Annotated in this window: 23 protein-coding genes; 9 read left to right on the top strand and 14 right to left on the bottom strand. The window is 57.0% G+C overall.

From position 1 onward, the window contains the following. Positions 1 to 31: 31 nt before the first annotated feature. Positions 32 to 736, top strand: a complete 705-nt coding sequence (locus tag BQ8290_RS07175) for a Sir2 family NAD-dependent protein deacetylase (RefSeq protein ID WP_108788855.1) — start codon at positions 32 to 34, stop codon at positions 734 to 736. Between the two features lie 26 nt (positions 737 to 762). Here BQ8290_RS07175 and yaaA read toward each other — a convergent pair whose 3' ends face one another. The 6 genes from yaaA to mutM form a co-directional block, all read right to left on the bottom strand. After that, positions 763 to 1,551, bottom strand: coding sequence for a peroxide stress protein YaaA (gene yaaA / locus BQ8290_RS07170; RefSeq protein ID WP_108788853.1), 789 nt, complete (start codon positions 1,549 to 1,551; stop codon positions 763 to 765). Positions 1,552 to 1,688: 137 nt separating this feature from the next. Continuing rightward, the gene (locus BQ8290_RS07165) at positions 1,689 to 2,453 is read right to left on the bottom strand and encodes a ThiF family adenylyltransferase (RefSeq protein ID WP_108788851.1); all 765 of its coding nucleotides are present in this window, start codon (positions 2,451 to 2,453) and stop codon (positions 1,689 to 1,691) included. Beyond that, complete coding sequence (locus BQ8290_RS07160; RefSeq protein WP_108788849.1) at positions 2,450 to 2,899, bottom strand: DUF983 domain-containing protein; 450 nt, start codon at positions 2,897 to 2,899, stop codon at positions 2,450 to 2,452. The genes BQ8290_RS07165 and BQ8290_RS07160 overlap by 4 nt, the downstream gene beginning before the upstream one ends. Before the next feature lie 119 nt (positions 2,900 to 3,018). Further along, positions 3,019 to 4,479 (bottom strand): chromosomal replication initiator protein DnaA, encoded by a 1,461-nt coding sequence (gene dnaA / locus BQ8290_RS07155; protein ID WP_108792081.1) that lies wholly within the window; start codon positions 4,477 to 4,479, stop codon positions 3,019 to 3,021. 472 nt (positions 4,480 to 4,951) lie between these two features. Beyond that, positions 4,952 to 5,212 (bottom strand): 30S ribosomal protein S20, encoded by a 261-nt coding sequence (rpsT, locus tag BQ8290_RS07150; RefSeq protein ID WP_108788847.1) that lies wholly within the window; start codon positions 5,210 to 5,212, stop codon positions 4,952 to 4,954. Between the two features lie 204 nt (positions 5,213 to 5,416). After that, positions 5,417 to 6,232, bottom strand: a complete 816-nt coding sequence (gene mutM, locus BQ8290_RS07145) for a bifunctional DNA-formamidopyrimidine glycosylase/DNA-(apurinic or apyrimidinic site) lyase (RefSeq protein WP_108788845.1) — start codon at positions 6,230 to 6,232, stop codon at positions 5,417 to 5,419. A 224-nt stretch (positions 6,233 to 6,456) separates the two neighbouring features. Between mutM and BQ8290_RS07140 the strand changes: the two genes are divergently transcribed. Both BQ8290_RS07140 and ubiB read left to right on the top strand, forming a co-directional pair. Then, entirely contained in the window at positions 6,457 to 7,221 is a 765-nt protein-coding gene (locus BQ8290_RS07140) for a ubiquinone/menaquinone biosynthesis methyltransferase (protein WP_108792079.1), read from the top strand. Between the two features lie 49 nt (positions 7,222 to 7,270). Then, complete coding sequence (gene ubiB, locus BQ8290_RS07135; protein WP_108788843.1) at positions 7,271 to 8,830, top strand: 2-polyprenylphenol 6-hydroxylase; 1,560 nt, start codon at positions 7,271 to 7,273, stop codon at positions 8,828 to 8,830. Between the two features lie 11 nt (positions 8,831 to 8,841). On the opposite strand, the gene BQ8290_RS07130 is transcribed toward ubiB, so the two are convergent. After that, positions 8,842 to 9,222, bottom strand: a complete 381-nt coding sequence (locus BQ8290_RS07130) for a DUF4345 family protein (RefSeq protein WP_108788841.1) — start codon at positions 9,220 to 9,222, stop codon at positions 8,842 to 8,844. Between the two features lie 179 nt (positions 9,223 to 9,401). Here BQ8290_RS07130 and BQ8290_RS07125 point away from each other — a divergent pair, with 179 nt between their 5' ends. Together BQ8290_RS07125 and dut are read left to right on the top strand one after the other, a co-directional pair. After that, positions 9,402 to 11,144: a bifunctional phosphopantothenoylcysteine decarboxylase/phosphopantothenate synthase gene (locus BQ8290_RS07125; RefSeq protein WP_337661103.1), complete on the top strand. Its 1,743-nt coding sequence runs from the start codon at positions 9,402 to 9,404 to the stop codon at positions 11,142 to 11,144. Further along, the gene (gene dut / locus BQ8290_RS07120) at positions 11,141 to 11,593 is read left to right on the top strand and encodes a dUTP diphosphatase (protein ID WP_108788839.1); all 453 of its coding nucleotides are present in this window, start codon (positions 11,141 to 11,143) and stop codon (positions 11,591 to 11,593) included. The genes BQ8290_RS07125 and dut overlap by 4 nt, the downstream gene beginning before the upstream one ends. A gap of 146 nt (positions 11,594 to 11,739) precedes the next feature. Here the strand turns inward: dut and BQ8290_RS07115 are convergent, their stop codons facing one another. From BQ8290_RS07115 to secB, 4 genes are all read right to left on the bottom strand, one after another. Beyond that, a complete protein-coding gene (locus tag BQ8290_RS07115; RefSeq protein ID WP_108788837.1) occupies positions 11,740 to 12,423 on the bottom strand; it encodes a DUF4136 domain-containing protein in 684 nt (227 codons plus the stop codon). Between the two features lie 276 nt (positions 12,424 to 12,699). Continuing rightward, positions 12,700 to 13,719: a tryptophan--tRNA ligase gene (gene trpS, locus BQ8290_RS07110; RefSeq protein WP_108788835.1), complete on the bottom strand. Its 1,020-nt coding sequence runs from the start codon at positions 13,717 to 13,719 to the stop codon at positions 12,700 to 12,702. A 3-nt stretch (positions 13,720 to 13,722) separates the two neighbouring features. After that, positions 13,723 to 15,303, bottom strand: a complete 1,581-nt coding sequence (gene murJ / locus BQ8290_RS07105; protein WP_108788833.1) for a murein biosynthesis integral membrane protein MurJ — start codon at positions 15,301 to 15,303, stop codon at positions 13,723 to 13,725. Between the two features lie 43 nt (positions 15,304 to 15,346). Beyond that, positions 15,347 to 15,916, bottom strand: coding sequence for a protein-export chaperone SecB (gene secB / locus BQ8290_RS07100; protein WP_108792075.1), 570 nt, complete (start codon positions 15,914 to 15,916; stop codon positions 15,347 to 15,349). 379 nt (positions 15,917 to 16,295) lie between these two features. Between secB and BQ8290_RS07095 the strand changes: the two genes are divergently transcribed. The 3 genes from BQ8290_RS07095 to BQ8290_RS07085 are packed head-to-tail and all read left to right on the top strand — an operon-like array spanning position 16,296 to position 18,835. Further along, the gene (locus tag BQ8290_RS07095) at positions 16,296 to 16,955 is read left to right on the top strand and encodes a Tim44/TimA family putative adaptor protein (RefSeq protein ID WP_108788831.1); all 660 of its coding nucleotides are present in this window, start codon (positions 16,296 to 16,298) and stop codon (positions 16,953 to 16,955) included. Positions 16,956 to 16,964: 9 nt separating this feature from the next. Beyond that, entirely contained in the window at positions 16,965 to 18,233 is a 1,269-nt protein-coding gene (gene mltA, locus BQ8290_RS07090) for an MltA domain-containing protein (RefSeq protein ID WP_108788829.1), read from the top strand. Further along, on the top strand, positions 18,230 to 18,835 hold the full coding sequence (locus tag BQ8290_RS07085) for a Smr/MutS family protein (protein WP_108788827.1): 606 nt from the start codon (positions 18,230 to 18,232) through the stop codon (positions 18,833 to 18,835). Before mltA ends, BQ8290_RS07085 begins: the two co-directional genes overlap by 4 nt. A 112-nt stretch (positions 18,836 to 18,947) precedes the next feature. Here BQ8290_RS07085 and BQ8290_RS07080 read toward each other — a convergent pair whose 3' ends face one another. Beyond that, positions 18,948 to 19,541 (bottom strand): DUF2306 domain-containing protein, encoded by a 594-nt coding sequence (locus BQ8290_RS07080; RefSeq protein ID WP_337661102.1) that lies wholly within the window; start codon positions 19,539 to 19,541, stop codon positions 18,948 to 18,950. A gap of 225 nt (positions 19,542 to 19,766) precedes the next feature. On the opposite strand from BQ8290_RS07080, the gene BQ8290_RS07075 reads away from it, so the two are divergent. After that, entirely contained in the window at positions 19,767 to 20,681 is a 915-nt protein-coding gene (locus BQ8290_RS07075; protein WP_337661101.1) for a LytTR family DNA-binding domain-containing protein, read from the top strand. 11 nt (positions 20,682 to 20,692) lie between these two features. Here BQ8290_RS07075 and BQ8290_RS07070 read toward each other — a convergent pair whose 3' ends face one another. Further along, a complete protein-coding gene (locus BQ8290_RS07070; protein ID WP_108788823.1) occupies positions 20,693 to 21,295 on the bottom strand; it encodes a GNAT family N-acetyltransferase in 603 nt (200 codons plus the stop codon). 168 nt (positions 21,296 to 21,463) lie between these two features. Continuing rightward, positions 21,464 to 23,647, bottom strand: a complete 2,184-nt coding sequence (gene katG, locus BQ8290_RS07065) for a catalase/peroxidase HPI (RefSeq protein ID WP_108788821.1) — start codon at positions 23,645 to 23,647, stop codon at positions 21,464 to 21,466. Positions 23,648 to 23,847 lie beyond the last annotated feature (200 nt).

Here is a 23,847-nt window from a genome sequence, read left to right as displayed (position 1 = left end):
CGTAACCCAATATGGTAAACATTCCGCCGACATGACCGATCAACCCAAATCCATCGTCATCCTCACTGGCGCCGGCATCTCGGCAGAAAGTGGGATCGACACGTTCAGAGACGCCGGCGGCCTCTGGGAGAAGCACCAGGTTGAGGATGTGGCCACACCCGAGGGTTTCGCTCGAGATCCAGATCTTGTGCTCGGCTTTTATGACTTGCGTCGGGCGGCTTTGGGGAAAGTGCATCCCAACGAAGCGCATCGCGCCTTAGCCCGGTTGGAGCGGGAATTTCCGGGCGAGCTTTTGTTGGTGACGCAGAATGTAGACGACCTACATGAACGCGGCGGCTCTGATCGTGTGCTTCATATGCATGGAGAATTGAAAAGCGCCTTGTGCCAATCCTGTGGGATAAGAACCCCTTGGGATGCGGCGATGTCTAACCGGCCCCCATGCCCGGTTTGCCAGGCGCCAACATTGCGCCCCGATGTGGTTTGGTTCGGGGAAATGCCGTATCAGATGGAGCGGATTTACGCCGCGCTGTCGCAGTGCGACCTGTTTGTAAGCATTGGCACATCGGGTGCGGTCTATCCTGCGGCTGGCTTTGTGCAGGATGCCCGCGCGGCCCGAGCAGCCACACTGGAACTCAATCTCGAGCCCTCAGAGGGCACGCATCACTTCACCGAGGCGCGCCATGGCCCAGCGGGTGAATTGGTGCCTCAATGGGTGGATGAGGTGTTGGGCGGATAGACCGCGCAAATCGCCTCAAACAGAGGCTATTTTTTCTTCAAAGGTGGTTGTTTGCGCGTGAAAATCAGTTCGGTCTCGTTCGATGCTTTGGCATCAAAACGATAGCCTCCGCCGTTGAAGGACTTCAGGTCATCGGCATTCTCAATCCGGTTCTCCATGATCCAACGCGCCATCAATCCGCGTCCAAATTTGACATGGTACATCAGCCGGCGGGCTTCACCGTCTTTCACATTGAGGAAACTGGCTTCGATAACCTTGCCCGGTAAAACCGAGGTGTCGACTGCCTTGAAATACTCGGTCGACGCAAGGTTCACGATCGTTTGATCGGCGTGTCCTGACAGGTCTTGGGTCAGTTGCTCGCCAATCCGACTACCCCAGAAATCATACAGCGATTTGCCTCGCGGATTGGCCAATCTCGTGCCCATTTCCAGCCGATAAGGCTGGATTGCGTCCATCGGACGAAGCACACCATAAAGGCCCGATAGGATCCGCAAATGGTCCTGAGCGTAGGTAAGCGCGGCATCATCCAAACTCTTCGCTTCTAAGCCCCAGTAGACATCGCCATCAAAGGTGAGACCGGCGGGCTTGGCCGAATTGCTGCGCCCATCCAGATCAAAGCTTTTGAATCGTTCTACATTCATCTCGGCGAGCTTATCCGAGATGTGCATCAAACGTTTGAGATCATCAGCCGATTGCTTTTTCGCCACCGCTGCAATCGCGCGCGTGTCTTCGTCCAATCGCGGGCGTGTGATGTCGAGCGGGGCGTCGACAGAGTCAAAATTGAGCTTCTTAGCCGGAGAGAGGAGGGTGATCATCGAAAGGGCATCCTGGGGGTGAGTTTTGCGCGGTGGTTTGTAGGTGGCCAAGTGCTGTTTTGTAAACGCCTGCGCCGGCCCTATTCACCGCATGGGTCGGCTGAATGTTCACAGTTATAACCGGGCGGTGTACACTCTCATCCGCATCTTTTGCAGGCAGGGTCTTTGGCGATTGTAAGCGTGCGCATGCCGGGCTGCATTCCGTCGAGGATATGCAGCTTGCCCCACATTGGCTGACCAAAGCGGCTGACCCCGGCGAGCAGGATGCGGACCGCCTGCATCGCGGCAAAGCTGCCCGTCCACCCTGCCATTGCACCCAGCATGCCGTCTTCGGCGCAAGTGTCGCAATCCTCGGCATCAAAGGCATCGCCGACAAAGCAACGGTAACACGATTGCCCGGCCAAGTGCCCTGCAAAGGCACCAACCTGTCCTTGAAAGCGGCCAACTGCGGCCGACAAAAGCGGGACCCGCTCAGCGACACACGTATCCGAAACCGCAAGTCGCGTGGCGAAATTGTCCGTGCCATCAATCACAAGATCAACACCAGCGATCAAATCGGGTGCTGTGTCGGCGGTGATCCGGCCATCGCTCAATGTAACGTTCAACGCATCGTCAAAATTCGCCATCCAACGGCGCGCGCTCGTCGCTTTGCCGTGACCGATGTCGCGAGCGGTGAAGATTGTTTGTCGTTGAAGATTGGACGCATCGACCACGTCGTCATCGACAAGCGTAAATTTTCCAATGCCAGCTCCGGCGAGATATTGCAGAGCCGGTGATCCGATCCCACCAAGCCCGATCACAGCGACATGTTTGTCCGCCAAGGCGACCTGGCCCGCGCCGCCAATTTCGGGCAGCACAATATGGCGGGCAAATCGATCGAGGCGGGCGGGAGAAAGCGTCATGATGGGTTGTCTTCTTCAATGTGTTCAGTTGGCCTTCGCTCCGGCGTGAACGCACCGACTCCCCACCACCAAAGCAAGGCGATGACGCCACCTTTCACCGGTTGGAGCATGGCGATCAGCATGACGATGGCGATCGGCAAAATGATCGCAAGGGTCAACCAAGCCGAAACGCCGAATGTCCCGATCATCGCAATAACGACAGGGGCCAAGAGGTGGCCAACCACAAATATCCCGATATAGGCCGGAAAATCATCGGCCTGTTGCACCGACCAATCGTGATGACACACGCTGCATTGGTCTACCGGCTTGATCCAGGCGCGGAACAGTTTTGCCTTTGCACAGCGTGGGCAACGCCCCTTGATCCCCCGCATCAATGCAGGGAGCGCCGCAATCGGTAGATCGATTGCACCGTCAGACCCCAGTGGAGAAGGCTGTGGAATTGCCATGCTCAAGCTGTTGGCATCCTGTGCACATCCTGTCGACAGCCTTGTGGGTAAGGCTGTCGACAGGTCTGTGACAAAGATGTTGATCGGCGCGTCAGAACCGGAGGAAAACTCCGATGGCTTTAGCTTTCCAATTGTCTCAGCAATGAACGGACATCGCCGTCCATATCGGCATCACGGGTGCGCAAATCTTCGATCAAACGCACTGCATGGATCACCGTGGAATGATCCCGGCCGCCGAACTTACGGCCAATTTCGGGATAGCTGCGCGGTGTGAGCACTTTTGACAGATACATCGCGACCTGACGCGGGCGAACAACGGCACGCGCGCGGCGTTTCGATGACATTTCGCTGCGATCGATGCGGTAGAATTGACAAACCGTCCGCTGAATTTCGTCGATCGTGATCCGGCGACGATTGGCCGACAAAATATCGGTCAATTGTTCTTCAGCCAGATTCAACGACACTTCTTGGCCGGTCAATTGGGCGTAAGCGATCAGCTTGTTGAGACCGCCCACCAATTCACGAACATTGCGTGTGATGGTCCGAGCAAGAAAGTCGATCACGTCTTCGGGTACCGACAGCGGCGCAAACCGTTGCAGTTTTGATTCGAGGATCTTCTTGCGCAATTCGATATCAGCGGCCTGAATATCGGCGACCAACCCCATCGACAGACGGCTCAACAAACGCGGTTCTACGCCATCAAGAGCTTGCGGCGCACGATCGGCGGCGAAGACTAACCGCTTCCCTTCGGCGAGCAGCGCATCAATCGTGTACAGCAGCTCTTCTTGAGCCGATGCTTTGCCGATGATGAACTGGATGTCATCCACCAGCAAAAGATCGAAGCTGCGCAAACGCGCCTTAAACTCGATCATCTGATTCGCTTTGAGCGCTTGAACAAATTCCACCATGAACCGTTCGGCGGAGCAGTAGAAAATGCGCGCACGCGGATGCGCTTGAAGAAAGCCATGCCCGATCGCGTGCAGAAGGTGTGTCTTGCCCTGACCGGTGGCGGCTTTCAGATACAGCGGTGAAAATTGGGGTTGTTCGGTCGCGGCCATGCGCTGCGCCGCGTTGCAAGCGAGGACATTGGCCTCACCGGTCACGAATGCAGCGAATGTGAGCGATGGATCAAGCCCGACCGAGCTGGTGAAGCCAGCGTCACCAATGGTGCCGGCGGCAACCGCAATCGCGCTGGCGCCGTCATTGGCGGGACGACGACCGTCGTCAATCCGCAACTCTGGAAGCTGGCGCCGACCGGGATGAACTTGAATGTTCACATTGCGCACATCGCTGCGCACAATTTTCCACGCGAGCTGAAGCCGCTCATGAAAGCGATCTTTCACCCAATTGGCCGAAAATTCGGTCGGCAAAAAGAGATCGAGCGTGCCGTTCTCTTTGTTGATGCCGCCAACCTGAATCGGTTTAATCCACTGACTGTGCAATTGGTGACCGAGATCTTTGCGCAGACCCTGGCTGATATCAGCCCAATCGGCTGCAAGGTTTACCGACTCTGCATCTTCCATAAGATCATCATCCGAGCCGCCGCGAGTGGTGCGGGCTTTGTTAATTTTATGTCCCATCGCTTTGTCGTTTTCCCCGATTTCAATCTCTCCGAATTCTTCGACCCGGCCGAGATCTCTCCTGCGCAACAGACAAAACTTCCCCATTCCCACGAAACACGTTTTCGAGGGGTCTTGCCGTTGATAAATTGTATGACGCCCGGGCTGTGCTGCCCGGTCTGATCTAACTAAAGAGATGATCGGGCCCGCGCGCAAGTCGGGAATTGCAATAAAACCGAAATATTGTTGTTGACTCGTCCCAACCCCGCAGGCGTGCGTTCAAGTGCCTGTTTTAACGATGCTTTTACCATACGGTAGATGCGAATCGTTGAGATTCCAAGGCTTTGGCGATTTAGCCATGGCCCGCTGACCGCGCAAATGAAAAGGGCCCCGCCTTTCGGCGGGGCCCTTTTCCACATTGGCTGACCAAACTCTACGCAGTCGCACCTGTCATTGGACAGTTAGGGACGCGCTGAGTTCAGTGATTCGCGAATCAGAGAGCGGCGACCCGCTTGCTCAGGCGCGACATTTTGCGAGCGACCGTGTTCTTGTGCATCACACCGCGGGCAACGCCGCGTGCCAACTCAGGTTGGGCGGCTTTCAAAGCAGCCGAAGCAGCGGTTTTGTCACCGGCTTCGCAAGCGGCTTCGACTTTTTTCACGAAACCGCGGATGCGGCTTACGCGAGCACCGTTGATCTCGGCTCGGGCGTTGTTGCGACGGATGCGCTTACGGGCTTGTGGCGAATTGGCCATATCTGTGTCTGTCTCGCGTTTGTTTCTCGCCGCACAGTCGCAGCAATAAGAATCATAGTTGTTCGAAAACGGCGATTTACCGCCGGGAAGCAGCGCGCATAGTCACAGGGGTGCGCGAGGTCAAGGATTCTTGCGCATAACGGAATTTGGCGATGCGGCGCGACGTGTGGCTTCTGGCGCGATAGAACGGTTTTGCTGTGCTGCTTACTTTTGGCAGGTCGGGCAATACCATGTGCTGCGACCGCCTTGCGCGATTCGTCGGATCGTGCCGCAATTGTCGCGCCGACAAGGCTCTCCCGTCCGCCCATATACGTCGAAGCGGGTGGCGAAGTAACCCAGTTCACCATCCGGTGCGGCGTAATCGCGCAACGAGGATCCGCCGTCTTTGATCGACGCCTCCAGCACATCGACGATGACCGGGATCAAACGTTCCAATTGCGGGCGAGTGACTTTGCCGCCTGCCTTTCGCGGATGAATGCCTGCGCGCCATAAAGCCTCGCAGACATATATGTTGCCAAGGCCTGCGACGATTCGTTGATCGAGCAGGCACAGTTTGATCGATTGCGACTTTCCTTTGAGCGCCGTCTTAAGATGCGCGGCGGTCAAACCAGGGCCCAGAGGCTCGGGACCGAGATTTGCGAATTGGGGCCATCGGTCCAGTTCGTCGCTGTTGAGAAGATCGACCGACCCGAACCGGCGGGGATCGCAAAGGGCGAATTGATGGTCTGCGGTTTCCATGACCATATGATCATGCTTGTCCGGTTCTTCCGGATCGATCCTCCATCGCCCGCTCATGCCCAAATGGAAAACCAAGGTGGAACCGCGATCAACATGGATGAGGCCATATTTCGCCCTGCGCGATAGGCCTACAACCCGCGCGCCCGTCATCACTTGAATAAGGTCATCGGGGAATGGGCGCCGCAAATTGGGACGGTTCAACACCACCCGCTCGATTCGCTCTCCATCCATGAACCGCGCCAGGCCCCGAACGGTGGTTTCGACTTCTGGTAGTTCCGGCATGGCTTCATTTCTGGCGATTAATGATATGGGACAGCAGATTAGGCTGCAGCATTCTTATGCAGGTTCGCCGTCGCCCAATCCAGCCCGGTTCGGGTCCTTCCACCCGGTTATCGCGCGATCCCATTTCGCTGTGATTGCTGCGCGCTCACATGGACGGATCGATTGGCGCAGGTTCGGGCCAAAAAACCTATGCGCGCAAAGCAATTGCCTCTAGGGCTCCAACCATGACTCAAAGCACCACAAACGCAGAAGAAACAGTCTCCTTCGGCTACGAAGAGGTCGCCCCGGATGAAAAGACCCGCCGCGTGGGCGAGGTTTTCACCAGCGTGGCCAAGAAATACGACATTATGAACGATGCGATGTCGATGGGTATGCATCGCGGATGGAAAGACCGTTTCGTCAAACGGGTAAAGCCGCAAGCCGGTGAGCGCATTTTGGATATGGCCGGTGGAACAGGCGACATCGCTTTCCGCATGACGGATCGCGGCGCGGATATTACGGTGGCCGATATCAATCAGGATATGTTGGATGTCGGGGCCGAACGCGCGATGGAGCGGACGGAAACGCCGGATACAGGCAGCCTGGTATTCACCTGTCAGAACGCCGAAGCCGTCGATTTCGCCAGCAATTCGTTCGATGCGTATACGATCGTTTTTGGCATCAGGAACGTGACATTTAAAGATAAAGCCTTAGCCGAGGCGCATCGCGTTCTGCGGCCCGGTGGCCGATTTTACTGTATGGAATTTTCGACGACGGAATGGGCGGGTTTCAAAGAAATCTACGATGTCTATTCTGACAAGGTGATGCCGCGGATGGGCCAGGCGATTGCCGGTGATGCAGATTCCTATCGCTATTTGGCCGAATCTATCCGTCGCTTCCCCAAGATGAGCGAATTTGAAAGCATGATCCGCACAGCCGGGTTCGTGAACACAAAGGTTGAAAGCATCCTTGGCGGTGCGGTCGCGATCCATTCGGGATGGAAAATTTAGTGTTGATCCAGCGTTTCTACGCCAAATTCGATTGTGAGCGGAGCCCGGCATGACGTCGTCCGCCACGCATCTATTTCGCCTTGCTCGGTGGGGCATTACCCTTGCGCGGCGACGCGCTTTGATTGGCATTGAGGACGATCCCAATGCGCCCGCGCAAGTCCGTCGACTTGCTAGGATGGCGCGCTTGGCGACGCTCACTGGCAAGTCGGGACAGCGGGATTACGCCGGCGCTTTTCGCGCGATCGGTCCGGCTGCGATCAAATTGGGTCAATCATTGGCCACCCGACCCGATTTGGTCGGCGAAGAAGCCGCGCACAATCTTTTGAGCCTACAGGACAATCTGCCGCCGGTCCCATTTTCTCAGATCGAAGAGCAGATTGTATCGACATTTGATCAACCGCTGGACGCTTTGTTCACGCATATTGATCCTGAGCCCGTCGGGGCAGCGTCTATTGCACAGGTGCACAAGGGAACGACCAAGGACGGTCGCACTGTAGCGGTGAAAGTCCTTCGTCCCGGCATCCGAGAGAAGTTTGCCCGCGACATCGAAACCTATGAATGGGCCGCAGCGCATGTGGAGGCGATGGGCGGCGAAGCAACCCGGTTGCGGCCACGACTGACGATCGCCAATTTCAAACGCTGGTCTTTCTCTGAGCTCGACCTGCGACGCGAAGCCGCCTCTGCCAGCGAATTGGCTGAGGATATGGCCGGCGTCAGTGGCTATCGCATTCCTGAAATTGATTGGGATCGGACAAATGGCCGGGTGCTGACCATCGAATGGGTGGATGGGATCAAAATCTCGCGCCGCGATGCACTGGTCGCGCAGGGCCATGATTTGAACGCCATTTCAAACCGCCTAGTCATCAGTTTCCTGACCCAAGCGATCAGCGGCGGTTTCTTCCACGCGGATATGCACCAAGGGAATCTGTTCATCGAAAAGGACGGTACAATTGCCGCCATAGATTTCGGGATTATGGGCCGCATTGATCGCCGCGCCCGGCAATGGTTGGCCGAAATTCTGTATGGATTGACCACCGGCAATTACAAACGTGTCGCTGAAATCCATTTCGAGGCGCAATATGTGCCTAGCTATCATTCGGTCGGCGAGTTTGCGACCGCATTGCGCGCTGTGGGTGAACCGATGCGTGGCAAGCCGGTGAAAGAATTAAGCGTTGGTCAAATGCTCGATGGATTGTTTGCGATCACCCGCGATTTTGACATGCAGACACAGCCGCATTTGTTGTTGCTGCAAAAAACGATGGTGATGGTCGAAGGTATCGCCACTCAGTTGAACCCCGAAATCAACATGTGGGACACGTCCGCCCCGTATGTGCGCGAATGGATCCGAGATGAACTGGGCCCAGAATCGGCGGTCGCAGATCGGTTGAAGGAAGACGCGCAAACATTGTTCCGTTTGCCCGATTTGATCCGCCGGATCGAAGATCGATTCCCTGCAAAGGGGGGCGCACCCGAAGCCGCGCCGCTACCCGAAATCCCGCTCATGACAGAGCGCAGTAATCGGAATGGCGGCGGCTGGCTCGGTTACTTTGTCGCGGGCGCGGTTGGTGCTGGCGCCGTGTGGGGCGCCAGTTTCGCGGGCTTGATCTAACCGCGTTTAGGTTAGGTCCGGTCGGGCAACATGCGCGCGCCGAGAATGCCCAACACGCCCAAAACCAATTCAACCACCATTGGCAGATGATAACCTTCGAACCCGCCATGCAGGACGTAGGAAACGATCCGCCCGACCAATGTGACCAACATCAACGCGGCCCCAATAATCAATGGATCGCTGCGCCGGGCCCATGCGCCCCAGATGAAACACGCCCCGCCAACGCCAAAAAACGCTGTGAAATCAGACCGTGCAGAGGTCAATCCGTGAGCGCCTTCGACGACCAGGCCAAAATCAGCCCCCGAGGCGGCCGGGTCGGTGAAAAACCCAAACGCGAGTGAAAGCAACAATAGGCCGCCAAGGCCTATGGCAATGCGCAACGCCAAAATCATAATTATCCCCTCTCAATCCGGCTTATGACGGGTGCGCGCTCTAAGCACAATCTTAACCATCGGATCGCTAGGCAACGCTGGGCTTGGCGTTGGTCAGGCGGGGCGCTAGGACACATGCGAATTCGCGTGACAAACCCAGTGTGATTTGGGCAAAGCGCCGAAGAGGAGTGAACGGGACAATGAGCAAAGCGGGACCAAAGGTGCTTTTGCCAAAGGTGCTATTGGTCGTGGGTGGCGGTATCGCGGCCTACAAATCGTGCGAGCTTGTTCGGTTGATCCGCAAGGGTGGAGCCGATGTCACGTGCGTTGTGACCAAGGGCGGCCAACAATTTGTGACGCCCATGTCGCTGGCGGCGCTCTCTGAAAATCAAGTGCACACCAGCCTTTTCGACCTCAAGAACGAAGTTGAGATGGGGCATATCGAATTATCCCGCGAAGCTGATTTGGTTGTTGTCTGCCCTGCGACGGCGGACCTGATGGCGAAAATGGCAGCAGGGATCGCCGACGATTTGGCCACGACATTGTTGTTGGCCACAAACAAACCGGTTTTGGCCGTGCCGGCGATGAACGTAAAAATGTGGGAGCACGCCTCCACCCAACGCAATGTTGACGCTCTGAATGAAGCGGGCGTTACCGTTATGCACCCGGATGAAGGCGCGATGGCATGCGGAGAATTTGGGTATGGTCGATTGCCCGAGCCCGGTGCGATTTGGGCAGAGATTGCGGGCCGCTTGGGAATCGAAATCGAAGAATCCGCAGTTGCTTTTGCACCGGCAAACGATGCCGCCGAAGCGCTTGAACCGGATAATGAGGGCGCAGAAGACGGCGCATCGACCGGCGGACTGGGCGGATTGCTGTCCAAGATAATTCCCCGCTCCACCACCAAACGCAGTGCCGAGGAAATCGATGCTGACCTCGAAGCCGATATTGACGCGATAGGCGATGACGACATCCCCGAAGACGCAGAAGCGGCCGAGTTGATCGAAGAAGAAGATATCGAGTTCAACCCGGATCTCGCTGGCTCACCGCTCGCGACAAAAGGTGCGGGTAAAGCCGCGCCGCCAATGGATCCCGATGCGATCAACCACGAAGTGGATGATAGAAAACTCGCGCCTGAACCGATTGTGGAACCGGTCGAAGATGAACCGGAGGCTGAGCCGGAACCCGCGCGCAAAATCGCCGCAAAGAAAGCCGCGCCGGCCAAAATGCAGGCGATCGAAGCGGATGAGGCCGCGATTGAAGGCATCATCGCGGACGCTTCCGATCAACCATTGGATGGGCGCCATGTCTTGGTGACGGCCGGTCCAACGTGGGAATCGATTGATCCCGTTCGGTACATCGCCAATCGGTCTAGCGGTAAACAAGGATTTGCTATCGCGGCGGCCGTGGCGGCTTTGGGCGCAGAGGTCACATTGGTCGCCGGACCCGTTGCGTTGAAAACGCCCGATGGGGTCAATCGCGTCGATGTGGAGAGCGCCGAAGAAATGTCGACCGCAGTTAAGCGCGCATTGCCGTGTGATGTTGCGGTGATGGTAGCGGCGGTCGCCGATTGGCGGCCTAAGGAATATCGCGACGATAAAATCAAAAAGCGTGGATCGGCCCCGCCGGCTTTGATGCTGACCGAGAACCCCGATATTCTCACCAATCTTGCGGCAAGTTCCAACCGGCCCGATTTGGTAATTGGCTTTGCCGCCGAAACCGACAGTGTGCTCGATTACGCCAAGAAGAAACGCAAACGCAAAGCATGCGATTGGATCGTGGCCAACGACGTGTCCGGCGACGTAATGGGCGGCGATGACAACCGCGTCCATATCGTCAGCAGCGATGGTGTCGAAAGCCTCGACAAAATGCCCAAAGGCGAAGTGGCGATGGCTTTGGCAGAGCGGATCGCCACCAAGTTAGACGCATTGGCAAACGAATGAGCGTATCGGTTGAATTGAAGCGCCTGCCCCATGGTGAGGGGCTGCCCCTTCCTGCTTATGCCACCGACGGCGCAGCGGGTATGGATGTCGTAAGCGCGGAGGATGTCACATTGGCTCCCGGCGCGCGCTATCCGGTGGCGACCGGTCTAGCATTGGCCATCCCTAAGAATTACGAAATTCAAGTGCGTCCGCGTTCCGGCCTTGCGTTGAAACATGGCATCACTGTGCCGAACACGCCGGGCACAATCGACAGCGATTATCGCGGCGAATTGAAAGTGATCTTGATCAATCATGGCGACGCGGATTTCGTAATCGCGCGGGGTGATCGCGTGGCGCAACTGGTTGTTGCCCCAGTGGTTCAGGCGGCGTTTGTCGAAGTTGACGAGTTGGACGCGACACAGCGCGGTACGGGCGGATTTGGCTCAACCGGCGGTCACGCCAAGCTTTAAAAAGCCCCATCAAAATCCAAGGCTCGGATGAGTTGCGCTTACGCCTGACCCGAATCTAGCGAAGGCCAGGTCCAACAAAAAAGGCGGCGCAGATCCCTCGCGCCGCCCTTCACCCCGTCCAAGGGATGTTTGCGTTTTGCTCGCGTCTAGTTGGTGGGACGAACGGTCTTTCCGTCTTCGCGAATTGTGATCCGCAATGTCTCACCCGAATTTCCAGGGAAATCGGTGAAGATCGCATCAACCAGATTGGGTACCAAGGCTTGAAGGCGGTTGGACCGAGAAACCGCTTCGGCTTGTCCTTCGAACAAGCGTTCGCCTGTCGCGGTGTTGTCGATCTTCATCTCAATCCCGCTAGTGTACACGGTATAGCTGCGGACCTGTGGACCGGCGAGCCATGGATCGTAAAAGCCAAAAGCGTAACTGCGGCGGAAACCACGACCGCGAAACCCGCCCCATGGACCAAAGAATGGATCGCTGGCGATGCCGGTTGAACGGACGCGTTCGCGACCATTGTCGACATCGTAATCAAAGCGCACGAGCAAATTGGCGTTTTCGGGAGTCGCCGATTCGACATAGCCTAGCTCGGCCATTTCGGCCGCGACCAGATCGGCATAAAGCGCGAATTCGAGCCCACCGGCAAGCGCCGGGTCTTCGGCTACGACGGCAAAGGTTTGCCCCTGCGGTGCAGGGAGTTGTGCCTGAAACCGGGAAACATCCGCATTGAACGATGGCGCACAAGCCGCAACGCCGACAGCAACCGCCCCGATCAAGCCAAAGCGGGCAAAACGGCGGAATGTGTTTGATCTCAGGGTCATATCAGGAGTGTTCATGGCATATCCTCAACAAAATCACCAGAGCAGCGTGCAAGCACACCGTGTTTGACGTCCATTGGATTGGCCGCCGCACTGGATCGGTTCACCAGCGATTGATTGCAACACCCCAAACCGAACCGGGAAGCAATGACGGCCCACGCCCATAGGGCGATAGCCAACGATTGTAGCCCGCGCGGTGACCCTGGCTGCGACCATTCACTGTGGCGGCAATGGTGCAATTGTGGGGCTGAATGGTGGTTTAACGGCGATCAAACGCGGTTTTGACCAGTCACCTTACCCTCGCAGCAAACCCAATGCCTTATACGCGGCACTTAATGTCGGGATGGCGTGTTCGCGCGCTTTTGATGCGCCGCGCGCCAAGATGGCATCCAAAGCTTCGGTATCGTCTTTGAGTTCTAGGAAACGCGCATTGATAGGGCGCAATGTTTCCACCAATGCTTCGGCCAGAACCGGTTTGAAACTGCCGAAACCCTGACCGCCATATTCGCTCAAAGTATCATCGGTGCTTTTCCCGGTCACCGCACAATAGATCGTCACCAAATTCAATGCCTCGGCGCGACCCTCCAGTCCCTTTGCTTCCGATGGCAAAGGCTCTGCGTCGGTCTTGGCTTTCTTGACTTTCTTCACCACCGTATCGGCGTCATCGGTAAGATTGATACGGCTCATTTCGGACGGGTCAGATTTGCTCATCTTGGCCGACCCATCGCGTAGGCTCATGATGCGCGCTGCGGCTGGCGGAATGTAAGGCTCTGGCAATGTGAAGAGCGGTGCGTCTTCTGGACAGTAATCCGTGTTGAATTTTTGCGCGATGTCCCGAGCCAGCTCCAAATGCTGTTTCTGATCATCGCCCACGGGTACATGCGTGGCCTGGTACAAAAGCACGTCGGCAGCTTGAAGAACTGGATAGTTGAACAGCGCGATGGATTGACCTTCGCGGTTCTTGCCCGCTTTGTCTTTCCATTGCGTCATGCGGTTGAGCCATCCCATCCGCGCAGTGCCGTTCAGCAACCATTGCAGCTCGGCATGGGCAGGGATTTGGGCCTGATTGAACAAGATCGCCTTGGATGGATCCACACCGCAGGCCACCAATGTCGCCACCATTTCCCGCGTGTTGCGGGTCAATTCCGCCGGGTCATGCGGTTGAGACAAGGCGTGCAAATCCGCCAAGAAGATGAAACACTCACCCCCAGCGGCGTGCGCCTCGTCTTGCAGTTTCACATAATTGACGATTGCACCAAGGTAATTGCCCAGATGCGGTTTTCCGGTGGGTTGAATGCCTGATACGACACGCATGGCTTAGCTTGCTTTCTTTGTTAAGGCGGTGATCCGAGCGCGGTCGATGGCGCCGACGGCAAATGCAACGCCGAAATATACGATGGCGGCGGCTGTGACGAGAGCGAGCAACGCAGCCAATCGCGCAACAATACCGGCCGCGAACCAATCCGTTAGCAGGTCGCGCGTGTAGAACAAGGCGGCTCCCATTGCTGCGGCCGCCAACACTTGGCGGGCGATGCGCAAGATCAAGGCGCCGGGGACGCGGTAAAAGCCCCGCATGCCAAGCACGATAATGAGGAACGCGACGTTGATCCATGCGCCAATGACACTGGCATAGGCGACCCCGATGACCCCGTATTGCGATAGGAACGCGATGTTGAACGCGATAAACACGCCTAGCGAAATAAACGCTGCGACAACCGGCGTTTTGGTGTCGGCGCGCGCGTAGAAATTGGGCACCAACACTTTGACCAAGACATAAGCGGGCAATCCCAGCACCAAGGTGGCGAGCACTTGGCCCGTCACGGCGGCATCGGCCATATTAAACCGTCCACCTTGGAAGATCATGGTCACAAACGGTTCGGCGCATATCGCCAAAGCGACAGCCGCCGGGATGGTGAGCAACATGGCCAATTCGATCGCATCCGATTGAATCCGGTCCGCACCCTCTTTGTCATCGCCGCCTACAAATTTGGACAGGCTGGGCAAGATGGCCGTCGATAGGGCGATACCAATAATGCCCAGAGGCAATTGATTGAGCCGGTCGGCGTAATTCATGTAGCTGACCGAGCCGTCTTCGAGCTGGTTGAGGAAAAAGAGCTGCACCAGGGTGTTGATTTGGTACGCGCCCCCACCAATCGCCGCGGGCAACGCGATGATGGAAAGCCGCTTTACCTCTGGCGTTATTCGCGGCCACAGCAAACGTGGGCGAAACCCTTCGACGCGGGTCCAATAGTACAGCCACGCAAGCTGCATCACCCCAGCGCCGGTGACTGCCCATGCGATGCCGTATGCGACGTCCTCAATGCTGGCTCCGGACGTCTCCTTGAACCATTCGCCCGCCAACAAAGCACCGATCAACACGATGTTGAGAATGATCGGAAAGCTCGCGCCGGGGGCAAAGCGCGAAACAGAATTGAGCATGCCGGTGAACAGCGTCACCAGTGAAACGAGGATGATGTAGGGAAACATGATCCGAGCGAAATCCACCGCTAATGGATATGTTTCTGGATCAACCGGCTTCTCCGACAGTATCCAAATCACGCCGGGCATGGCGATTTCAAACACTGCGACCAAAGCGATTAGGATCGGCAGGAATACGCTCAGCACGTCCGCGCTAAAACTGCGGGCTTCTTCCAGGCCCTGTTCTGGATCGTCGGGCCCGTGCAGACGTTTGGAAAACATCGGCACAAACGCCGCGGAAAACGCCCCTTCGGCGAAGAGGCGGCGGAACACATTGGGAATGATAAAAGCCTGAAACCACGCATCGGTCACGGCATTGGCGCCAAGGACGCGCGAGAAAATCATCTCGCGCGCCATTCCGGCAATGCGGCTGAGCATGGTTAGGGACCCGATTGTCCCAACATTGCGCAACAGGCTCATTGCGGCATGCCCATCATCTCATGCTCGCATCAAATCGCAAAGCTTACAGTTGGCCCGTGGGCGGTGCGATGTCGCCAGCGCCCCCACCAGCGGCCGCATCTTGTTGACGTTTGGCCGCCAATTGTTGCGCGTATAGGCCGTTGAAATCGATCGGATCCACCATCAATGGCGGGAAACCTGCGTCGCGGACCGCATCGGCCACGACCCGACGGGCGAATGGGAACAAGATGCGGGGCGCTTCTGCGAACAGGAATGCATGCGCTTGCTCATCGGGAATGTTGCGCAAGCCGATCAAGCCGCAATACGCGAGCTCAACGAGATAGGCGGTGCCTTTTTCCGATGTCGCCGTGATGTTGATCTTCAATTCAACTTCGGTGACCTGATCGCCCTTCGGTTGTGCGCCGATGTTAAACTGGACATCAACTTGAGGTTGATCGGTCCATTGGAACACGTCCGGCGAGTTGGGATTTTCTACCGAAAGGTCTTTCACATATTGTGTGATGATGCCCGCTGCCGGTTGTTGATCCGCGCCGGCATTGCCTGCGCCAGGGGCTGCGCCCGCTGCGCCATCGGCGTTGTCGAGGTTCGTGAGAATATCGCCTTCGTCGGCCATGGTCATTTCGTCTTTCGGTTGAACTGCGTTGATAGCTGCGCGGCGAAGCGTTTGTGGTTGCCCCGCCGCGATAAAGTATGTGCCCGCGCGCCTAGCAGCAGCAGGGAAAGCAGGCAATATGGCGAAACGACCCAAACCGCGCGAAACGCCCTAAGATTGGCGAATCGGCGGGTGCTGCAAACTGTTGAGCGCCAATTGGGAGCCTTTTCGGGTTTGGCGAATTGAGATTCATACCTATCTATGGTGATGAAATGCGTCTCTCGCGCGGTTCAACCGTAGCTTTGTATAGCATTGCGCAACAATGGTCGTTTATAAGCGACCCGTAAGCGAGAGTGAAAAGGGCCGCGGAAACGCCGCCGGAAGGATATTGGATACTACTGTGATTATGGAAATCGTCATCCTCGCCATGATTGCGGCTTTCTTGGGCCTGCGTCTGTATTCTGTGCTGGGCCGCCGGGCAGAGCATGAAGAGGACATTGTGCCTCAACGCTTTGACGCGAACGATAATGCCGCCTCACCAATCGCGACCGCGCCACAATCCGCACAGCCTGCGCCGCAACGCCCCGCCGAACTCGAAGGGGTTATGCCAGCTGTCGAACGCGGCATCCGCGACATCGCCAACGCAGATCGCAGTTTCGAGATCACCGGTTTCATGGAAGGTGCGCGCGGCGCATACGAAGTCGTGCTCGAAGCGTTTTGGACCGGCGATCGCGATACATTGCGCGAATTGTGCGATGATGATGTGTTCGAAGGATTTTCAGCCGCGATCGACTCGCGCGAAGAAGCCGGACACACGGTTGAAAGCAAGTTGATCCGTATCGAAGAGACCCGCATCCATTCTGCGTCATTGGACAAGCGCATGGCGCGTGTTTCGATCCTATTCGTCGCCGATATCGCATCGGTCACGCGTGACACCGACGGTGTTGTCGTCGGCGGTTCTTTGAACGATGCGATCGAAAGCCGCGATGTCTGGACATTCTCCCGTAATGTTGGGGCAAGTGATCCAAACTGGGTTCTCGACGAAACCGACGAAGGGTAAGGCCAATCCATGGCGCCCGACCGCAACGCCACCGTTATCTGGTTAACCGGTCCCGATACCAAATTGCATAACGCCCGTTCGATATGGGGTGGGCTAGCCGCAGGTGCGGCGGCGCTTTTGCTGTCCGGTTGTGCTCTGATCCCAAAGAGCGACGGGCCGCGCGTTCCTATTCCTACTCCGGCGCCAACCGAGGCAACGGCAGCTCTGACCGGTGTGTCGCTTGGTCCCGCCGTCGCCTCGCTTGGCATGTCGCGCGAGGATGCGAACGGCGCATTGGCCGGCTTTGTGGAATCGTGCCCGGCAATGTTGCGCCGCGACGATTCAAGTGGGTTGTTCAATTACGACGATTGGTTCGCAGTGTGTCGGATCGCGTCTGAATGGGCGACGCGCGATGGGCCAGAATTCTTCAACCGGCATTTCGAAACCGCTCGAGTCGGCGATGGCAGCGCTTTTGCAACTGGGTATTTTGAGCCGCAGATTGCCGGATCCCGCAACCGCCGATCCGCGACAGATGTCCCGGTCTATGCGTTGCCGGATGATTTGGTGCGCGCATGGCCTTCGGATACACCGCCATCCGAACGGACGGGGCGCCCGCCGCTTGGCCGGTATAACGCGGATGGCGATTTTGAATTGTATCCAGATCGCGCCGCTATCGAAGCGGGTGCATTGGATGGGCGTGTGCCGGTTATCGCATGGGCCGCAGATCCGGTGGAATTCTTCTTCCTCCAAATTCAAGGATCGGGCCGGCTGATCACACCCGAAGGCGAGGTGATCCGTATCGGTTATGCGGGCCAAAATGGTCGCGGTTACACCGGCATCGGTGGTGTCATGCGCGAACGCGGATTGTTGGGCGATGGACCGGGGCAATATCCTGGATCGATGCAAGGGATCATGGCCTATATTCGCGAAAACCCCAGCGACGGCGCCGATCTGATGCGCCTCAACAAAAGCTGGATTTTCTTTCGTGAGCTGACCGGAGATGGACCTTTGGGTGCGATGGGCGTGCCAGTCCGGCGCGAATCCTCGGTTGCGGCAGATCCTGCCTTTGTGCCGCTAGGTGCGCCGGTTTGGATGGAGATGGATCGCGACGAGGCCAACGGTTTATGGATTGCACAAGACACCGGTGGAGCAATCAAGGGGGCCAATCGGTTTGATACATTTTGGGGGGCGGGTGAAAGCGCGCGAACCATTGCGGGCGGTATGAGTGCGCGGGGCAATTCCCTATTGCTGCTGCCCAAAGGCACTGTCGCGCGACTGAACGCCAATTCGGACCAATGACGTTTCCACGCGGCCTAAGCGTCGAAGAGGCGGAGGCTTGGTCTCGTCTTGCCGAAAGTGTGACACCAATGCCCGGTCGGATGACCGGCGATCGCGCTGTGCCGAAAACGGCATTGCAACCCATGCCGGGTGTGGCCGGGCAAAAGCCGCTAAAACAAATGCGCGCGCCCAAAACGATTGCGAAGCCGCCACCAAAATCGCCGCCAAAAATCCAACCGCAACAAAAGCCCGCCGTGTCCGCACGACGCGTGTTCAATTCGCAATTGGATGGACATTGGAACCGCAAGTTGAAGTCGGGGCAGATAGCGCCGGATTACACACTCGACCTGCACGGACATACCCTCGACAGCGCCTATGACCGCATCACAAGCGGCCTGGATCAGGCGCGAGCAATGGGTGCGCGGGTTGTCTTGGTTATTGCTGGACGCGAACGCCCTTCTGACCCCGCGGATCGCGGGTCAAAGCGAGGCGCGATTAGGGCAAAATTGCTGGATTGGCTTGCTGCCAGCCATCATGCCGATGCAATCGCGGCGGTGCGCCGAGCGCATATTCGGCACGGCGGGGAAGGCGCGCTCTATTTGGTCCTAAGGCGGGCGGGGTAAGACGCGCCGGCCCGTCCGCCAGGCGTAAAGCAGAATGCAAAACGGCGCCGAGTTCCCCCGACGCCATTCGTTTTCGACCACCCTGAGGCAAACCTGGCGGCTGAAAAATGGCTCACCAGAAGAGCCACACATGCATCAACCGACCGGGCAACGCCATACTGACGATACCGGGGATCATCAGAGCGCCGAGGTAGAGGCCAAGGATCTCTTTCTTGTGGCCGACCATGTCGCCGCGCCGCGCCGTTGCGATCAGTTTGTATGATGCCCAAAGCGTCATCGGCACGAAGATATGGATGAAGCTAAAGTGGAAGTTCAGCCCGCCGCCCCATTTGATGAACACCGCCGACAAAGCCGTCGCCACCATCAATGCGACCCACAATTTGCCAAGGATCTTGTGCCATTTGGTCCCTTTAGGAGCGAGCAACAAATACCCGCCCAAGGGGATCGCGGGCAGGACAGTCGAAACATGCAGGATGATCGCCAGTTCGCGGGCATTGGGGTGACTGGGGGCCATGCCGGTTAGGCCACGAAAGACCGCATAGAGTGTCAGCAAGGTCATCGAAGTTGCTGCAATCCAAACCGTGGCGCGGATGCGGGGACTGATGTCAAAGCTGGGTTTCTTTGGTGCCTTGAAAACTTGCATGGCGGAATTGAAGACTTGCGAAATGGTGCGGTTATCAGAGAGCGATTGAATGTGCGTTGTCATGGGTCTGGTCCTTCTGACGATATGTGTTCGTGTTTGCTGAGACCCAGAATGCCGCCTGCCCATTGGCGGGCAATTGGAACTGCGCGATCGGGCTGTGCTCTTCGTGAACGGGCGTGGACTATCGGGAAAATGGCGGTTTCGTGGGCATTTGCCACTTTACGAAGCGCGAATGGGCAGGCATCTGAAGGGGCACACCCGGTATCTGTAAGCAGTGGGAGACGCGAATTGGCCAACGACTCAGCAGCCGACAAACCCGCGATCGGTGCGCGTGCCGCTCTTGCGCGGCGGGTGCTGACCGACCTTGCCATTATGACGGTGATCGGGGTGTTTTTGGCGGTTATCGGTCCGTTTGGTTCCATCGAAGAACCATTGGCGATGCGCCTAATGACTTGGCTCACCTTTAGCTATCTGGGCTACTTCATCTATTCTCCGATGAGTTATGTGGTGGAACGGTTGCACGTAGTGCTTGATCTGCCCCTTGCGCCGCTTTGGTTCGCAGCGGTGACGGTCGCGACGGTGCCGATGACGGTGCTCATTTTTTTCATCCAGTTCATGCCAAATCGGCCGCCAGTGCCCACTCTCGAAGAGGCGTTGACGAGTTATTTCTATGTCTTTGTGATCGGCGGCGGTGTTACGTTGTTGTTCAATTTTATCAGCGCGGGCGGGCAAGGCAGCAAAAGCGACGTCGCGATACCTTCCCCGCCGCAACAAACAGAACCGGCTGCACCGGACCTCATATCTGAACACCCATCCGATCCCGTCGCTCAAGCTAAGGAAACAGGTGAGGCGCCAACCGACAATTCGGCGAACACATTGTTGGATGCGTTGCCGCCGGAATTGGGCAGCGAGATAATCGCGTTGGAGATGGAAGATCACTATGTCCGCGTGCACACCGCGTTGGGTTCGCATCTGGTTTTAATGCGCTTGCGCGACGCCATTGCTCAGATCGGGGACATCGATGGACGCCAAGTGCACCGTTCGTGGTGGGTAGCCCGCCTCGCGGTTGAAGATGTGAAACGCGAAGGTCGCAACATTCGGCTGGTGCTGGCGCACAATGAAAGCGGCCACGAAAGCGGCCGTATCGAAGCACCGGTCAGCCGGGCCCAAGTCAGCGAATTGAAAGCGGCCGGCTGGATTTAGAATGCTTGGTGTTAATCGCGGGCGGGGCGCAACATTGGGGTCATAACGGGCGAACTGCCCGATTGGATTTCGCCCATGATTTCGAAACCATGGCGTTCGTACAACGAGATGTTTCGCGGGTTCGACGATTCCAAATATGCCGGCAGATGCGCCGCGTCGACGATGGTCAAGGCATGTTTCATCAAAGCCGCGCCCAGCCCTTTGCCAACATGAGCAGGGTCGGCGCCGATCATCGGCAGATACCAGCATGGATATTCAGGATGATAGTCTCCGAGCTGTCCAAAGAAGCCACCGATCTCTTCCATCCGTGCAGGGTCCACAGAGACGCCCATGATGCCCAAAATCGTCTCGGTATCAGGTTCAATGCCTGGGGGCAGCCACATGGCCGCGGCCCTTTGACAGGCGGTTTGATACACACTGCCATGATCAAAACCCCTTCCACCAAATGCGGCAACAAAATCTGGCATGTGTTTTAGAAACGTGCCGGTGTCAGGCCAAATCCATCGTGTCACGGGATCCGATGAAAATCCCAGCATTATCACCTGCGCGACGGTTTTAAGCTGATCTTTACCGGCGACAGAAACGTCGGTTTGCGCGTGGATTGTTTTTCTCATGTCCGCCACGGTACCTGTGCGAGGGAATATCGGCAAATTAGCGGACATTGATCGGCGGTTTTGCGCAAACAAAAAGACCCTCGGTATCCCGCGAAGGGAAGACCGAGGGTCTCTTGCGACCCAGGCTCGGTGAAACCGGACCTGGAAAGCTCGGCGATCAATTCGGCGTTATACGTCGAACCGATCGGCGTTCATTACTTTGACCCAAGCCGCGACAAAATCGGTCACGAACTTTTCTTCCGCGCCGTTTTCGGCGTAGACTTCGGCCTGCGCGCGCAGTTGCGAATTGCTGCCAAAGATCAAATCGGTGCGGGTCGCCGTGTATTTTTGCGCGCCGCTAGCCCGATCTGTACCGACATACTCTTCATCGCCCGAACCATCGACCGGGGTCCATTTCGTTCCCATGTCGAGCAGGTTGGTGAAGAAGTCTGACGTCAATTGACCGGGACGATCGGTAAATACGCCATGCGCCGAGTTGCCAGCATTCGCGCCTAGGGCACGCATGCCACCAACCAACACGGTCAATTCAGAGATCGAAAGACCCATGAGGTGCGCGCGATCGATCAACATGTCTTCGGTGCGTACGCTGGCTTTGGTTTTGAGGTAGTTGCGGAAACCGTCGGCAAACGGCTCCAGAGGCTCAAAGCTTTCGCCATCGGTGTGTTCCGGCGCGCAATCGCCGCGACCACCAAGAAACGGTACACTGACGGTGTGACCGGCATCGGCTGCAGCCTTTTCAACCGCTGCAGAACCCGCAAGCACGATGGCGTCGGCCATCGACAAATCGCCGCGGTGATCGCCGATTACGCCCAACACTTTGCTGAGTTCTTCTGGATCGTTTGCAGCCCAACCGTTCTGCGGTGCCTGTGCAACACGTGCGCCGTTGGCGCCGCCGCGATGGTCCGAATTGCGGTAGGTCGAGGCCGAAGCCCAAGCCGCTTTTACCAACTCACTGACGGAAAGTCCGCTGCCAAGGATAGCGGTTTTAAAGCGCGCAACCTCTGCATCCGATGGCGTGGAGCCAGCCGGTACCGGATCCATCCAGATCAATGTTTCTTCGGGAACTTCGGGGCCGTGGTAGCGAGCTTTTGGTCCCATGTCGCGGTGGCACAATTTGAACCAAGCGCGAGCAAAGGCATCGTCCAATTGTTCTGGATTGTTGAGGAACCGTTCGGATATCTTGCGATATTCAGGGTCCATCTTCAGAGCCATATCGGCCGTCGTCATCATGGTCGGCACCTTTTTGGATGCGTCCCGAGCGTCCGGCGCCATGTCGGCTTCATCCGGGTTGATCGGCGTCCATTGCTGAGCGCCTGCCGGTGAGTGCACCAATTCAAAATCATATTTGAACAGAATGCGGAAGTAATCATGGCTCCAGCTGGTCGGGTTGTTCGACCATGCGCCTTCGATCCCGGAGGTCGTGATGTTGCCGGCGTTGATTTCAGCTTGATCGGTCAACCAACCGAACGCCTGATTTTCGAGCGTTTCACCTTCAGGTGCGTCGCCGAATGTGTCGGATGGTGCGGCGCCGTGGGCTTTACCAAACGCGTGGCCGCCTGCGGTAAGAGCGACGGTTTCTTCGTCGTTCATTGCCATACGGGCAAATGTTTCGCGCATGTCGCGCGCCGACAAAAGCGGATCAGGATTGCCGCCGGGGCCTTCGGGATTGACGTAGATCAGACCCATTTGGATCGCAGCCAATGGGTTTTCCAACGCCATGTCAGAATCCGGCTGGATCCGCGTTTCGGCGCCTGTGTCGACCCAAAGGCTTTCGGTGCCCCAATAGACATTTTCTGGTTCGTAAACGTCGGCACGTCCGCCGCCAAAGCCAAAGACGGGGCCGCCCATGCTTTCAATCGCAACATTGCCTGCAAGGATAAAGAGATCGGCCCAGCTGATGCCTTTGCCGTATTTTTGTTTGATCGGCCAAAGCAGGCGGCGCGCTTTATCGAGGTTGCCGTTATCGGGCCAACTGTTGAGCGGAGCGAAACGTTGTTGACCGCTGCCGCCGCCACCGCGACCATCGCCGGTGCGATAGGTGCCGGCTGCGTGCCATGTCATGCGGATGAAAAAGGGACCGTAGTGACCATAATCGGCCGGCCACCATGGCTGGTCATCGGTCATCAAAGCGGTGAGGTCGGCTTTGAGCGCGTCGTAATCGATCGCGTTGAAAGCTGAGACGTAATCGAAGTCTTCTCCGTAAGGATTGGCCGATTTGCCTTCCTCGGTCAGAATGTCGAGCTGTGTCGCCTCTGGCCACCAATCCTTGTTGGTCCGGCCCAAAAGCGAGCGTGTGCCCGCATCGCCATTGAACGGGCAGCCGCCGCTCATTTCGCCTGTCTTCGCATCCATTTCAACATTCTCCTTATCGGGGTGAGACTCGAATTTATCCGAGCATGATGTCAGGAAAATGATGGATACCGACTGATCTGTCCAATCGATTAATGTGGGCGCATTGATTGTCTATATCGATCAAAGGCGATCGTGCTCCAATCAACTAACATTGGGGTCGGTTATTATTCGATGCTGCCGCAATTCGGCACAAAAAATGC

The organism is Erythrobacter sp. Alg231-14 (assembly GCF_900149685.1).
In the GTDB taxonomy this organism is placed as follows: domain Bacteria; phylum Pseudomonadota; class Alphaproteobacteria; order Sphingomonadales; family Sphingomonadaceae; genus Erythrobacter.
The sequence above is the reverse complement of the archived record's forward strand: the minus strand, read 5'-3'. Positions and strand labels throughout refer to the sequence as shown.